At 63.0% G+C, this 14,151-nt stretch carries 11 protein-coding genes; all 11 read right to left on the bottom strand.

Annotation, left to right across the window (positions count from 1 at the left end; all coding sequences use genetic code 11):
• Positions 1-18 precede the first annotated feature (18 nt).
• Entirely contained in the window at positions 19-1,647 is a 1,629-nt protein-coding gene (locus AC1Q80_RS19880; RefSeq protein ID WP_492361555.1) for an ABC transporter substrate-binding protein, read from the bottom strand.
• A gap of 341 nt (positions 1,648-1,988) precedes the next feature.
• Positions 1,989-3,344 carry an aspartate aminotransferase family protein gene (locus AC1Q80_RS19885; protein WP_492361556.1) on the bottom strand — a complete coding sequence of 452 codons (1,356 nt, stop codon included), beginning with the start codon at positions 3,342-3,344 and terminating at the stop codon, positions 1,989-1,991.
• A gap of 22 nt (positions 3,345-3,366) precedes the next feature.
• Positions 3,367-3,810: a GNAT family N-acetyltransferase gene (locus AC1Q80_RS19890; protein WP_173421216.1), complete on the bottom strand. Its 444-nt coding sequence runs from the start codon at positions 3,808-3,810 to the stop codon at positions 3,367-3,369.
• Between the two features lie 57 nt (positions 3,811-3,867).
• Complete coding sequence (locus AC1Q80_RS19895) at positions 3,868-5,823, bottom strand: hydantoinase B/oxoprolinase family protein (RefSeq protein ID WP_492361557.1); 1,956 nt, start codon at positions 5,821-5,823, stop codon at positions 3,868-3,870.
• Positions 5,816-7,855 carry a hydantoinase/oxoprolinase family protein gene (locus tag AC1Q80_RS19900; protein ID WP_492361558.1) on the bottom strand — a complete coding sequence of 680 codons (2,040 nt, stop codon included), beginning with the start codon at positions 7,853-7,855 and terminating at the stop codon, positions 5,816-5,818. Before AC1Q80_RS19900 ends, AC1Q80_RS19895 begins: the two co-directional genes overlap by 8 nt.
• Positions 7,856-7,959: 104 nt before the next feature.
• The gene (locus AC1Q80_RS19905; protein ID WP_209788735.1) at positions 7,960-8,931 is read right to left on the bottom strand and encodes an AraC-like ligand-binding domain-containing protein; all 972 of its coding nucleotides are present in this window, start codon (positions 8,929-8,931) and stop codon (positions 7,960-7,962) included.
• Between the two features lie 227 nt (positions 8,932-9,158).
• The gene (locus AC1Q80_RS19910; protein ID WP_492361559.1) at positions 9,159-10,526 is read right to left on the bottom strand and encodes an amidase; all 1,368 of its coding nucleotides are present in this window, start codon (positions 10,524-10,526) and stop codon (positions 9,159-9,161) included.
• Positions 10,527-10,537: 11 nt separating this feature from the next.
• Positions 10,538-11,758 carry an ABC transporter substrate-binding protein gene (locus AC1Q80_RS19915; RefSeq protein WP_173421221.1) on the bottom strand — a complete coding sequence of 407 codons (1,221 nt, stop codon included), beginning with the start codon at positions 11,756-11,758 and terminating at the stop codon, positions 10,538-10,540.
• A complete protein-coding gene (locus tag AC1Q80_RS19920) occupies positions 11,755-12,834 on the bottom strand; it encodes a CobW family GTP-binding protein (RefSeq protein WP_173421222.1) in 1,080 nt (359 codons plus the stop codon). Before AC1Q80_RS19920 ends, AC1Q80_RS19915 begins: the two co-directional genes overlap by 4 nt.
• Positions 12,827-13,159: a hypothetical protein gene (locus AC1Q80_RS19925; RefSeq protein ID WP_173421223.1), complete on the bottom strand. Its 333-nt coding sequence runs from the start codon at positions 13,157-13,159 to the stop codon at positions 12,827-12,829. Before AC1Q80_RS19925 ends, AC1Q80_RS19920 begins: the two co-directional genes overlap by 8 nt.
• 77 nt (positions 13,160-13,236) lie before the next feature.
• Entirely contained in the window at positions 13,237-14,118 is an 882-nt protein-coding gene (locus AC1Q80_RS19930; protein WP_173421224.1) for a polysaccharide deacetylase family protein, read from the bottom strand.
• Positions 14,119-14,151 lie beyond the last annotated feature (33 nt).

The raw sequence follows: 14,151 nt of genomic DNA on the forward strand, positions 1-14,151 counted from the left end.
GTCAGCCCTTCCCTGGCTCTATTCGACCGGCTTCAGCCGCAGCAAATGCACCAGCCGCATGCGGTTGTTGTCGTGATCCTCAGGATTCATCGCCGGTTCTTCCTTCGAGACCCAGCCGGTGAAGCGCTTGGTCGAGAACTGATACCAGGTCGGACCGTTGAAGACGGGAACGACGGGTAGATTGTCAGCGACGATCAGTTGCACCTCGTCAAACAGCTTCTTGCGGTCCTCGTCCGTCGTCGCCCGTCGGTAGTTGTCGAACACCTTGTCGAGTTCCGGATTGGAGTAACGCGAGGGGGCGCTGGTGATGCGTCCGCCGAAAGCGGTCGACAGCGATTGGAAGTAGCCGCGGAACGGCGTCGGCCCGTCAGCACGCGAATTCATTACCGCTTCAAACGAGCCGTCGAGAATCTGCTTCTGCCATTGCTCGTATTCCGGCGTCGCCACCGAAGCATTGATGCCAATCTTGCGCAGGCCTTCGGCGGCGATCTGGACCGCATCGATCCAGTCGGTCCAGCCGTTGGGGACGATGATCGGGAACGTGATCGGCTTGCCGCTCGGCGTCGTGCGGAAGCCTTCGCCGTCCTTCTTGTAGCCGGCATCGTCAAGCAGCTTGTTGGCTCGGTCGATATCATAGGCGAGCCATTCGTCCTGGGCCGCCTCGGCCGCCTTGTTGCGCCAGCTATCGAAACGCGGCGGCAGCCCGCTCGCATGCGCATTGACGACGGGGTAGCCGAAGCCGGCAATATCGACCATCGATGTGCGGTCCATCGCCAGGCTGAAGGCGCGGCGGAAGGTTATGTCATTGAACGCTTCAGCGTTACCGGCATTGGCCGACTTGAGGTTCATCTGGAACGAGACGGTTTCGGCCGGCGGCTGCCAATAGGCGTTGTGTTCCGGATCGAGGCCGACATAGGTCTTGTCGATCTGCGGCAGGAACGAGCCGAACCAGTCGAGGCCGCCTTCGGGCAGGAGCGCCAGCATCTGATCGTTGCCGGCAATCTGCGGCAGCTTGAGGCAATCGACCTTCAGCGTCGCTGCGTCCCAGTAATTGGGATTGCGGCATTGCTCGTAGACCTGCGGCGTGAAGCGGCGGATCTCGGTCATCGGGCCGGAACCGACAGGCTTCTCGTTCTTGAAGGCGAGCGGATCGCCGACGTCCTTCCAGATATGCTCGGGCACCACAGGAAAGTCGGCGAGTGATTCCGGGAAGTGGGTATCGACGTCCTTGAGATTGATCTTGACCTCGGTCGGCGACACCGCCTCGACGGAGGCGACGCTCTCACCGACGCCGACGATATCGACGGCCGGGTTCTTCAGCATCAGTTCAAGTGTGAATTTCATATCGGCCGATGTCAGCGGCTTGCCGTCCGACCACTTCACGCCGTCGCGCAGCGTGTAGGTGATCGACTTCAGGTCGTCGGCAAACTTGTAGCCGGTCGCCAGCCGCCAGACGGGCTTGCCGCCGTCGTAGTCGTTGAAGATGACGAGCGGCTCGTAGACGAAGTCCATGGTGCTCTGGCGCCGCCCGCCGAGATCGAACGGGTTAAAATTCTGCACCCAGCTCGTCTGCTCTTCGATGTGCATGGTCAGAACGGACTCGGCCTGTACCTGGCCCGCCGCAAGCAGGGCCAACGATGCGGCCATGGCCCCACCGAACAACCTTGCCGTCACTGAATGAATGATCCCTCCGGTCCCTCCTGCAATTGGTCTGGACCGCATTTCCTCGACTGCCGACATGACGAACTCCCCTCCAGGTTTCGATGACGCATTAATAAGTCAAGTAATTTGACTTAATGATATGTCCAGGATTGAAGGCGTGTCAATCTGCGTCTTTTAGCTACGACGAAGGATGAAGATGCAACCGAAGGAAAGCGCGCACCTTCGGCTTTCAACTGCTTCGTTGCGAAGATCTTCTTTTATCAGAAACGTCTGCGGGCCGGCGTGTTGGCGGCCCGCTATCTGACGTAGGCCCGACATGGAGGCCCTTATGCCGCTGCCTGCTGACCGAGCTCGCCAAGGCTCGCCTCGACGATATCGAACATCTCGTCGATCTCGGCCGCGGTGATGATCATCGGTGGGCAAAAGGCGATGGAATCGCCGATATTGCGGCAGATCAGCCCGTTCCTCTGCAGGATCGCTCCTACCCGGGCGCCGGTTGCGCCAGCGGCCGCGCCATCCGCCGCCTCAAGCTCAAGCGCACCGATGAGGCCGATGCCGCGCGCTTCGACCGCCAGCGGGTGCCGTTCGAGCGCATTCAGACGACCAAGGAAATGCGGTGCGAGGCGGCGGACGTTGCCGACCAGGTCCTTCTCCTCGATGATCGCGAGGTTTTCGAGCGATACGGCAGCGGCGACCGGATGGCCGCTCGCGGTAAATCCGTGCCCGAGCGCGCCGATCCGGTCGGCCTCATTGGCGATCGGCTCATAGACACTGTCGTTGATCATGAGCGCCGCGATCGGCTGGTAGGACGACGACAGCTGCTTGGAGAGCGTCATGATATCAGGGCGCATGCCGAAGGTCTCTGAGCCGAACATGTTGCCGGTGCGCCCGAAGCCGCAGATCACTTCGTCGGCTATCAACAGGATGTCGTATTTGCGCAGCACGTCCTGGATCGCCGCCCAATAGCCCTCGGGCGGAACGATGACACCGCCGGCACCCATGACCGGTTCACCGATGAAGGCGGCGATCGTCTCCGGGCCCTCCTCAAGGACAAGCGCCTCCAGCTCTTCGGCGCAGCAGCGCGAAAAGGCAAGCTCGTCCTGGCCGGGTTCGGCACCGGTGCGGTAGTGCGGGCAGGTGGTGTGCAGGATGTTGGCAAACGGCAGGTCGAAGGAGCGATGATTGTTGGGCAGCCCTGTCAGGCTGGCGCTCAGCGCTGTTACACCATGATAGCCCTTGATGCGCGAAATGATCTTCTTCTTTTCCGGTCTTCCAAGCGCGTTGGAGCGGTACCAGACCAGTTTGATCGCGGTATCGTTCGCCTCGGATCCGGAATTGGCGAAATAGACCTTGGACATCGGCACCGGCGCCATGCCGATGAGCTTCTCCGCCAGATCCACCACCGGCCCGTGCGCTTTCTGCGAGAAGGTATGGTAATAGGGAAGCTTGTCCATCTGGCGACGCGCGGCCTCGACCAGCCGCTTCTCGCCGAAGCCGACGGCCACGCTCCAGAGCCCAGCCATACCCTCGATATAACGCTTGCCGCTGTTGTCGAAGACGTGGATGCCTTCGCCGCGGCCGATGATCAGCGGCCCTTCCCGCTCGAGCTTGCGCGGGTTGGTGTAGGAATGGAGATGGTAGGCCATGTCCCGCGCTTCGGTGGAATTGGGCTGTGCGGTCATCGGCATCTCCGGTTTCAATGTGTTACAAGGCAATATCATAGGTCAGCCAATCGGTTCTGGTGGCCAACTGATCGTAGAGGCCGCGAGCCCTGTAGTTGTTGTCGCGCGTGATCCAGCGGATGACAGACCAGCCACGCTCTCGTCCGATATCGGCGACGGCCCGAATGAGGGCTGGGGCCGCCCCGCTGCCGCGCGCCTCGGGCGCCACGAAGAGATCGTCGAGGAAGCCGCCGCGCGCAGCCAAGAGAGGCCGGATGTATTCGCGAAAGTGCGTCAACCCGATCGGGCGGCCGGAGCCATCGAGCGCCAGCCTGCATTCGAGCGCACCGTCGCGGATCCAGCCCCAGACCCGGTCCCGCATCTCGTCGGTCTGATGAACGCCATAGAAGGCGGCGAACCCCGCGTGAAGCTCGTTCCACGCGGATCTGTCGGCCTCCGTGGCCGCGACGATCGTAACACCTGCCATGCCGTCCCCCTGTCTACCGAGTGGGCGCTCCGCCCACCGGCCGCGTCGTTTGCGTTGTTACTGCCAGCAGGCGGCTGAGCGCTTGCGATACATGTCGCGAAACTGTTCGGTGGATACGGGCAGCAGATCGCCCGTGTCCCAGTCGAGGATGACGGCGTGGCGGCGAACCGCGTCAAGTGCGTCGATCTCGCCGGCCTTGAATCGCGCCGAGATCTCGGCTGGATCCGTCTCAAGCCAGCCCAGGCGCTCAGCCCTGATCTGTCGTCGCAACGCGGCAGTCGCCGCCGCATCGATCTCGTAGGCGCAGATTTCCGGATCGATGGGGCTAATGACGACGCCATAGTCCTTGGCCGCCCGCTCGACCGACACATAGTCGTCGATGACATCGGCAAGGACACGCTGCGCATCGCGCTCCAGCGGATCGCCGAAGCCGCCGCCGCCGGCGGTCGGGCGCGAGAAGATATCGCCGGCCTCGATTGCCACGTCGGAGAAGGTGGCGCCGAGCCACTCCTTCCTGCCGGTCTTTTCCCGCGTCAACGTCAATCCGTGCGGCATGGAGGGCAAGCCGCCCTCGATGCCCCAGACGATGGCGCGCTCGCGGTCGCAGATATAGGAAATGACGGTGTTTTCGGCCTCCAGCATGCGGGAGGTCTTCATCACCCCGGCGCCACCGCGCCATTTCCCCGGGCCGGCCGAATCCGTCAGCACCTCGAATTCGGTGGTCAGGATCGGATTTGCCCGTTCCTGCCCTTCGACCGGCTGGGCCATTAGTCCGGTTCCGAAGCAGGCGGTCGTCACATTGCAACCGTCCATGCCGTTGCGTCCGCCCCAGCCGCCCGGCAACCAGTCATAGAACATGAAGATCGGCTTTTCCGCCGCCCGCGCGTCGCGCCCGCCGGTCAGGAGATATTCGAGATTGAAGGCGCAGGCGATGGCGCGCTCCGGAATGATCTTCGACCAGATCTCGTAGATCGCGTTCATGATCTTCTCGAAAGGCATGAGGAAGCCGGTAACGGCCACCGGCCATTTGGCGTCAACGATCGAGCCTTCCTGCGCGATGATTTCGAACACCCGGTAGAAGCCGCTGTTGAGCGGCAGATCTGGGAAGAAGGTCTTCATGCCGGCCGCCACCGCCGAGAAGGTCGCGCCGAAGGCCGAATTGTAGATCGAGCCGATGGTCGGATGGCTGCCGGTGAAGTCGTAGATCGCCCGATCGCCCTTGATCGTCAGCTTGACCTTGATCGGGATCATGCCTTCGTTGCCGGCCGGATCGCGGTCGATGAAGTCCTGCGTTTCCCACTCGCCGTCGGGCAGCGCGGCGATGCGCTGGCGCATGGCCCGCTCGACATAATCCTGCACAGCGCCAAGCCCCTGCTTGACGGTGCCCTCGCCGTATTTGCCGACGAGCCGCAGGATCTCGCGCTCGCAGACCTGGGTCGCCTGCGCCTGCGCATGAATATCACCAATGATCGAGGCCGGGTCGCGGGTGTTGGAGGCGATCAGATGAGCGACGTCCTTGCAGAACCGCCCCTTGTCGAACAGACGGATCGGCGTGATGCGCATGCCCTCCTTGAACATTTCCTTGGCCGCGACGTCGAAGGAGCCGGGCACGCTGCCGCCGAGATCCGACCAGTGTCCGTTCGACTGGCTGAAGGCGATGATCCTGCCGTCGACGAAGATCGGCCGGATCAGCCGAACGTCGTTGAAATGGGTGCCACCGGCATAGGGATCGTTGATCGCGTAGACGTCGCCCGGATGCATGTCGCCGTCGAAGGCGCGGATCACGTCCTTGCAGGTGAAGTGCAGCGTACCGACATGGACGGCGATGTCCTGGTTGCCCTGGGCTGCCGAATTGCCTTCGGCATCGTGAAGGGCGCTCGAAAAGTCGCGGTTGTAGATGACGAAGGAATAGCAGGTTCTCAAGATCTGCTCGGCCATCTGGTCGACGCTGGTGATGAAGGAGTTTTTCAGGACCTCGAAGGTCACCGGGTCAAGGTTTTGCTGTTCAGACATTCGCTTCACCTTCGATGCGGATGATGATGTTGAGGTATGTGTCCACTTCCGCGGTCGTTCCCGGCGGGACGACGACGGTGGAATCAAGCTGTTCGACGATGGCAGGCCCCTTGAAGACGAAGCCTGCGGGCAGCGTCTCGCGCTCGTAAACGGGCGTATCGACCGCGGCGTCGGCTGCAAACCAGACACTGCGCCGCGTCTTCGGCGTAGGGATCAGTCCGGTCGGCACGTGCTTGGCAAGAGATGCCTTCGGCACCATGCCGACTGCCTTCAGGTTGATGCGGAACAGGCTGACGGGTGTCTCGTCACGGCGGAAATTGTATTCGCGCTGATGCTCACGATGGAAGGCTTCGACCAGCGGCGCGATGTCGGTGACAGGCGACGGCGCGGAGACAGCGAGCGACCGCCACTGTCCGAGATACATCATGTCGATGCTGCGCTGGAGCACCACATCCTTGTCGGCCACACCCTCATGCGCGAGCCGTTCCAGCGCTTCCTGTTCGAGGCGGATGAAGGCCTCTTCGATAGCCGTTGCGTCGGCGTCGTTAGCCGGCTTCAGATAGCTCTCGGAAAAATCATGCTGCATGTCGACGAGAAGGCAGCCGAGCGCCGAGGTGACACCGGGGTTCGGCGGAACGATGACGGCGGGGATAGACAGCTCGCGGGCGATCGCCGCGCCATGCAGGGCGCCTGCACCGCCGAAAGCAACCAGCGCAAAGTCGCGCGGGTCATAGCCGCGGCTGATCGAGATCAGCCGCACAGCGTCAGACATGTTGGCATTGGCCACTCGGATGATGGCATCGGCGGCCGCATGCGGCTCGAGCCCGAACGGCTCGGCCACGCCCTCGCGGACGGCCTGAAGCGCCAGGTCCGCATCAAGCGTGATCTTGCCGCCGGCCAGGCTGGTACCAAGGCGGCCCAGCACGACATTGGCATCGGTGTTGGTCGGCTGGCGGTTGCCCTTGGCATAGCAGGCCGGGCCGGGATTGGCGCCCGCCGATTGCGGCCCGTTGCGCAGCGATCCCGCCTCATCGGTCCAGGCGAGCGAACCGCCGCCGGCGCCGATGGTCAGAACCTCGATGGACGAAAAGCGGATCGGATAGCCGAATTCGATGAACCAGTCCTTGGTGATGCGCGACTGGCCGTCATAGGCAAGCGACACGTCGGTCGAGGTGCCGCCCATGTCGAGGCCGATCGAGTTCCTGAAGCCGCAGAGTTCGGCGATGTATTTGCTGGCGATCGCGCCGGCAGCGATGCCGGAGCCGGCGAGGCGCGCAGCAAAGTCTTCGACGCTCTTCGGCGTCATCACCCCGCCGCCCGTGTGCAGCAGCAAAAGGTCGCGCTCGTAGCCGTCCTGCTGTAGCCGCTTGCCGAGCCTCGAGGTGTAGTCGACGACGACGGGGCTGAGCGCCGCATTGGCGACCGTGGTCGAGAACCGCTCATGTTCGAAGATTTCGGGCAGGACTTCCGACGAGGTCGACACCGGTACGCCGGGCATCACCTCCATCAGGATTTCCTTCATCCGCCGCTCGTTGGCACCGTTCATGAAGGCGTTCATGAAGCAGACGGCGACGGCCGCGACATTGCGGCGCTTGAGAATGCGCGCGACTTCACGGGCTTCGTCCTCGTCGAGCGTTTCTACGATCCCGCCCTGCGCGTCGATACGTTCGGAGACGACCAGCCGGTCACGCCGCGGCACATAGGGTGGCACCACGTCCTTGTAGGTATCCCAGAGGTCTTCCTTATTGGCGCGGCGGATCTCGATCACGTCGCGGAAGCCGCGGGTACAGACCATTGCCGTTCGCGGCAGGCGCCGCGTGATCAGTGCATTGGTGGCAACGGTGGTACCGTGCGAAAACAGCGCCACCTTCGACAGGTCGATGCCGGCTTTTTCGACGCCGGACATGATGCCGTCGATCGGATCTGCCGACGATGACGTCTTTTCGACCCGGATCAGGCCGGTGGTTTCGTCCATGATGCAGATGTCGGTAAAGGTGCCACCGACATCGACGGCAACGCGAAGGTTCTGCAAGGTTCGTCTCCTGTCTTCGGTTCATTGAAAAGCAGGCAAGGCTTCGCCCTCGCCCGGTCGGGCGCGCTCACCTCGCGTGTGTCTGGAACGAACGGCCGCCCGGCTCAGCCGGAGCCGCTGGGGCTCGTCAGGCTGTAGCGCTCACGCGCTTCGCTCGGGCTGTAGCCGAAATGCGCCTTGTAGTGGCGGCTGAGCTGCGCGTGATCGCTGAACCCAAGCGCATAGGCGATTTCCGAAACCAGCTTGCGGCAGGCCGGATCGCGCAACATCTCGTCGCAGCGCAAAAGCCGCTGGACCCGGATCCAGTGGCACACGGACGTGCCCTGCCGCTTCATCAACTGGTGCAGATAGCGCACCGAGATGCCGCAGGCATCGGCGATCACCTGCGGCCCGAGATCGGTACGGGCAAGGTTGGCGCGGACATAGCTTTCGACACGGTGCAGGTGGCCGACCTGAACCGACCCGGCATCCGACATCAGCATGCGCTCATCGGAGATGAGCGACATAGCGAGGATGTCGACAAGATGCTTGCCGGTCATGTCGCGGGCAGGTGCATCCATCTCCACAAGCCGTGGCGCGATCAGCCGGATCATGTCGACGAACAATGCGCCGGTGCCCCGGGTGGAATCGAAGCTGAGCGAGGCGATACGTTCGGGCAGGCCGACACGCGGGCGCAGCGTCGCGATCGGCACCTTCAGCACCCAGAGCGTGTTCTTGGCGGTGTAGCTGAATTCGTAAGGCAAGTGGCTGCGCTCGACCAAGAAGGCGCCCGGCTTGCAGCGCACGGCCTTGCCGCTTTGCTCGAAACTGATCTCCGCCTTTTCCGGTACGGTGATCAGGTAGCTTTCTTCACGCTCATGCAGCAGGTGCCGCTTCTGCCGGCGGTAGAGAAGGCCGTCGGAATCGAGCCGCGACAGCGAGACTGCGCCGAGGTCCCAGACGTTCAAGTCGCCGGAAAACTCCGCGGAATTCTGGAAGCGCAGGTCGAGCGGAAAGTAGGTGCTCGATACCGCTTCGTCCCAATACCGCTTGCGCTCGCGCGCCGCCGTGCCTGCCGTGGAATAACTCACGTCCATGCGAAGCTCCCATCCCGTCCGCCGTCCCTTCGCTTCGGCTGTTCCCGTGGTGCCGAGGCGACGGCCGATCGCGGCCCATTATTCCTGACCGGTCGCCTTTGCTGTCGCAGCCTCTTCAGGGCCTTTGCGACCGGCGTTTCCGGAGGTCTTCAAGCAGTAGACTATGCCTTTGGCCCTCCGGCTAGTCGCAAAGTGCGCTTGCTCTTGTCGCTGGGCGTAGTGAAAGATCAATCGGCGCGCACCACCGCTTCCGCCGCAAGCGCCATCGACAGGAGATGGGCGTCGTGATGCGGCTGGGCGGAGAGCAGCAGGCCGACCGGCATGCCGGCCTCGCCAGTGCCGCAGGGGAGCGAGACGCCGCACCAGTCGAGAAAATTACCGATCAACGTGTTGCGCAAGGTCTTGGCATTGGTTTCGACGAACAAGGCATCGTCCGTGAGAAGCTGATCGGTGGCGGGCGCGACATGCGCGACCGTCGGAATGGCGATAATCTCGTTCGGCCCAACGCTTGAGGCGACCTCGGCGATCAACGCCTCGCGTATCTCAAGCGTGGCGATGTAGTCGGAAAGGCTGATCTTTTGCCCCAGCCGCGCCCGAGCCACGACGCGCTGGTCCATCATTGCGGCCTGCGGGCCTTCGAGCCGGTATCGATGCAAGGCGTAGGCTTCGGCCGTCACCAGCGGTCCATGGCGCGCCAGGGTCTCGAAGATACGCTCGAACGCCGGAAACGATTGGCGGCGTACATGTGCGCCAGCCCGCTGCAGCCGGCCGATTGCTGCCTCGAAAGCGGAGACGACACCCTCCTCGGCCCCATCGAACACCACTGTCGTCGGCACGACGATCGACAGGCCATCGAGATGACCACGGCGGATTTCCGGCGCCGGCAGGCCGCGCATGGCGGCATCGACCCAGACGGCATCTTGCACCGTGCGGCAGAGGGGCCCGAGCGAATCCAGGCTCCTGGCGAGCGGAAAAACACCACGCATGGAATAGCGGCCGCGGGTCGCCTTGTAGCCGACAACGCCGTTGAAGGCGGCGGGAATGCGGATCGACCCGCCCGTGTCCGTACCGATCGAGACGGGCACAAGGTTGGCGGCAACCACGACGCCGGAACCGGAGGACGAGCCGCCCGGCAGTCGATCGACGTCGAGCGAGCGCGGATTGCGCGGCGTGCCGTAATGCGGGTTGATGCCGAGCCCGGAAAACGCGAACTCGCTCATGTTGACCCGTCCGACACTGACCATGCCGGCATGGCCGAGCGCCGTTACCACGTCAGCGTCGTCTTGCGCTGCCGGCGCGTCCTTCAGGACCGCCGATCCGGCTGTCGTCGGAACCCCTGCAATGGCAAACAGGTCCTTCCACGCGACGGGAATTCCATCGAGAAGCCCAAGCGGGCGACCGGCGGCAATGCGTCGGGCGGAAGCATCCGCCTCGCGCATCGCCCGCTCCGGCAGGATCATGGTGAAGATCGCCTGGTCGTCGTGGCTACGGATCCGCTCAAGCGTCCAGGCTGTCAGGTCTCGCGGATCGAGCGCACCGGTTTGCAGCAGCGCAGACAACTGCGCGATCGACCGCCCGCCAAGATCCTGCGTCATCGCATACCCCTCTATCGCTCGACCAGCTGCATCCAGCGGCGAACCAGATAATTGTGCTCGTCCATGGTGGTGTTCCAGACCGCGATGCAGTTGGCGCGCTGCCAGTAGGAACCGCCGCTGCGGACCGATCCCGCCCGGATGCGGATTGTACCGTCTGGCCCCGGCAGGTCGCAGGTAGCCGGCAGGCCGCCATACCAGTAGTCCCATTCAGCCGCCGACATGCACTGTCGCGAGCGCTCCGGCGTCGAGATATAATAGCCCTGGCGCGCGACCACCGAGCCCGGCCAACCGGAAATCCACCAGTTGAGATACTCATAGGCGACGTCGCGCATGCGGCCCGACAGATGACGCGCAAGGCACAAGCCGCCATGCCAGGCGCGATAGCCTTCGGCCGGCACCGCCTGCTCCACCGGAACGCCCTGGCCGTTGAGGATGCTGATACCCGTCGACCACATGCTCTGGATATCGGTCTCGCCTCGCACCATCAGCCGCGCCGCATCCTCGGCCGTGCGCCAGAAGGCGCGGAAGTAGCCGTTCTTCTTGCGCTCTTCGAGCAGGCCGATCAGCCGATCGATCTCGTCGACCGTCATGGCGCCGATATTGTCGAACGACATCAATCCAGACGCCTGCGCGGCCAGCGCCGCATCGAAGATGCCGATCGCCGGCTCGTCGACCAGGGCTGCACGTCCTGCCCAGCGTTCGTCGAGCAACGCCGCCCAGCTGTTCATCGACACCGTATTGGGGGCGACATCGGTCCTGTAGGCGAAGCTGTCAAAATTATGCGTCGTCGGTAGCATCGAGATCGTGCTCGACGGTGTGTCGCCAAGCTCGAGATTGGGTTGCACGAACAGTTTCTTGACCGGCGCGTCGCCCTGCCCCAGGCGGGCATTCGGGCCGATATGGCCAGTCTTCGTCAGGTCGTTGATCTCGTCCCAGAGCGCAATGCGGCCGATCTCGATCGGCTGGATCGCCCGCCAGTACCAGACGATATCCAGGTTGTGGAAACACTGATCGTAGATGTCGTAACTATCCGGCTCCTGCGCCGCCTTGTGCTGGGTCGTCAGGAAGTCGTTGTTGTCGAACACCACCTCGATGCCGAGATCGGCCTCGGCACGAACCCGCAACTCCTCCAGCAGCGAAATCGCCGTGCCGAGTACTCGCAGGCGCGGCCGCCCTTCCAGATGGAGGGATGGTGTCGCTGGTGTCGGTTGATCAGGCAGATGTTTGCTCATGAAGACGACTGACGTTCCTGAAGGCTGCGTTTCGGCACGGCCCCGTCCCCGACCGACGACCGGTCGAGGGCAAAGGCCTCGAACGACCGTTTCAGCAGCTCGACATCCAGACCGTCAACAATAAACACGATGCGCGAACGGCGATCCTCATCCGGCCAGCGCTCCATGTGCACAGGCGTGTGCACAAGATGCTGAACGCCATGAATGGCGACCGGGCGCTCCTCGCCGGCGATGTTGAGAATGCCCTTCACCCGCAACACCCTGTCGCCGTGACGGTTCAGCAGCATCGTTAGCCAGATACCGAACGCCGTCCAGTCGATGGCGCGCTCCACGATCATCACGAAGGATGTGACCGCCGATTGATGCACGCCGCCGTCAGCCGTTGCCAGTTGAGCCGGCGCTTCGCAGTAGAACCCGCTTGTCGATTGCAGCGCCGCTGCACGCAGGCTGAGGTTTTCATCGACGAGGTCGGCGACATCGAAGGCGGGATCGGTTGCGGTCAAGAGCGGCGCATCCGGATTGATGCCACGCAACTTCTCGACCAGGCCCGACATATCGGCCGCCGGCGCCAGATCGGCCTTGGTGACAACAAGCCGGTCGGCAACGGCGGCCTGTCGATTAGACTCGACATAGCTGCCGAGTTGACGGAGCCCGTTGACCGCATCGACGGTGGTAATCACGTTGCCGGGGCGAAAATGATGGCGCAGAACCGGATCGGATTTGATCGTCGACAGGACCGGGAACGGATCGGCAAGCCCGGTGCTCTCGACGACGATACGGCGGAAGGGCGGAACCAGCCCGCGCTCGCGTTTCGAGTGCAGGTCCTTGATCGCATCGGCAAGCTCGCCGCGCACCGTGCAGCAGAGACAGCCCGATTGCAGCAGCACCATAGTGTCGTCGATGCGCTCGACCAGGTGATGGTCGAGACCGACTTCTCCGAATTCGTTGATGAGAACGGCGGCGTCGGAAAGGGCGGGGTCGGCGAGCAGGCGTGCAAGGAGCGTCGTTTTTCCGGAGCCGAGGAAGCCCGTGAGCAGGTTGATCGGGGTCAAAAGCGGGATCTGCGGTTCAGTCATCGATCGCGACCTCCGCGGCAGCAATCAGGTCCACGTCGAGCGGATCGCAGGGGCGGCCACAGAGCCGTTCGGCCGCCGGCCAGAGGTGGCCGAGATCCTCGATGATCTCGCTCTTGCCGGTGCGGGTCGCAAGCACGAAGGATGCGCCCTGCCAGTCCGTGATTGTGAGGCCGAAGCGCGCCAGCATCCCGTTGGCGATCCGCACCCGATTGGCGCGCTCGCGCCTTCGGTCGATGCGCTCGACATTGCGGGTATAGACGCCCGGCCGCGCCACGGCATCGGCCCAGTGTTCGTTACCTCCAAGGACGCCGCAGAGAGAGCACATGGTGTCATCCAATCGGTAAAAAGGCGGGCAATCGGTAAAAAGGCGGGGACGGTACGCGGACCGCCCCCGTCAGTCGCTCACTTCTTGCGCGGGAAGCGCTTGGCAAAGTCGTCGGCGATCTCGTTCATCGTCACGAACTTCACGCCGGGATGCTTGATCATGTGGGCATAGAGCCGCTCCAGCATCATCAGCACCTGCGGGCGCCCGGCAACATCGGGATGGATGGTAATCGGAAACACCGCATAGTCCATCTCGCGATAGACCCAATCGAACTGATCGCGCCAGATCTGTTCGATGTCGTGTGGATTGACGAAGCCGTGGCTGTTCGGTGATTTCTTGATGAACATCATCGGTGGCAGGTCGTCGAGATACCAGGAAGCCGGGATTTCGATGAGATCGGTTTCCTTGCCGCGCGTGAGCGGCACCATCCAGTCGGACGGCTTCTTGGAGTAGTCGATCTTGGTCCACTTGTCGCCGACGCGCACATAATAGGGCGTGAAGTCGTTGTGCATCAGGGAGTGGTCGTACTTGATGCCGCGTTCCAGCAGCAGCTCGTTGGTGACGTTGGAAAACTCCCACCACGGCGCGACATAGCCGGTCGGGCGCTTGCCCGAGAGCTTTGTGACGAGATCGATGCACTTGTCGAGAACCGCGGTCTCCTGCTCGCGCGTCATGGCGATCGGGTTTTCATGGGTGTAGCCATGAATACCGATCTCGTGGCCGGCATCGGCAACCGCCTGCATCTGCTCCGGAAAGGTCTCGATCGAGTGACCGGGAATGAACCAGGTGGTCTTGATGCCGAAGCGTTCGAAGAGCTTCAACAGGCGCGGGCTGCCGACCTCGCCGGCGAAAAGGCCGCGCGAGATATCGTCAGGCGAATCCTCGCCTCCATAGGATCCGAGCCAGCCGGCAACCGCATCGACGTCGATGCCGAAGCTGCAGAGGATTTCCTTGGCCATGGTATGTCTCCTTCGTGTTTTATCGTTCAAAAG

It is taken from the genome of Ensifer sp. GW823-FHT05D09 (assembly GCF_058795755.1).

What these genes read in the sequence shown, in the direction of transcription:
- AC1Q80_RS19925 (WP_173421223.1), bottom strand. Translation starts at nt 13,159, where the DNA reads ATGTGCTCTCTCTGCGGCGTCCTTGGAGGTAACGAACACTGGGCCGAT.
- AC1Q80_RS19930 (WP_173421224.1), bottom strand. Translation starts at nt 14,118, where the DNA reads ATGGCCAAGGAAATCCTCTGCAGCTTCGGCATCGACGTCGATGCGGTT.
- AC1Q80_RS19920 (WP_173421222.1), bottom strand. Translation starts at nt 12,834, where the DNA reads ATGACTGAACCGCAGATCCCGCTTTTGACCCCGATCAACCTGCTCACG.
- AC1Q80_RS19910 (WP_492361559.1), bottom strand. Translation starts at nt 10,526, where the DNA reads ATGACGCAGGATCTTGGCGGGCGGTCGATCGCGCAGTTGTCTGCGCTG.
- AC1Q80_RS19895 (WP_492361557.1), bottom strand. Translation starts at nt 5,823, where the DNA reads ATGTCTGAACAGCAAAACCTTGACCCGGTGACCTTCGAGGTCCTGAAA.
- AC1Q80_RS19885 (WP_492361556.1), bottom strand. Translation starts at nt 3,344, where the DNA reads ATGACCGCACAGCCCAATTCCACCGAAGCGCGGGACATGGCCTACCAT.
- AC1Q80_RS19915 (WP_173421221.1), bottom strand. Translation starts at nt 11,758, where the DNA reads ATGAGCAAACATCTGCCTGATCAACCGACACCAGCGACACCATCCCTC.
- AC1Q80_RS19890 (WP_173421216.1), bottom strand. Translation starts at nt 3,810, where the DNA reads ATGGCAGGTGTTACGATCGTCGCGGCCACGGAGGCCGACAGATCCGCG.
- AC1Q80_RS19905 (WP_209788735.1), bottom strand. Translation starts at nt 8,931, where the DNA reads ATGGACGTGAGTTATTCCACGGCAGGCACGGCGGCGCGCGAGCGCAAG.
- AC1Q80_RS19880 (WP_492361555.1), bottom strand. Translation starts at nt 1,647, where the DNA reads ATGGCCGCATCGTTGGCCCTGCTTGCGGCGGGCCAGGTACAGGCCGAG.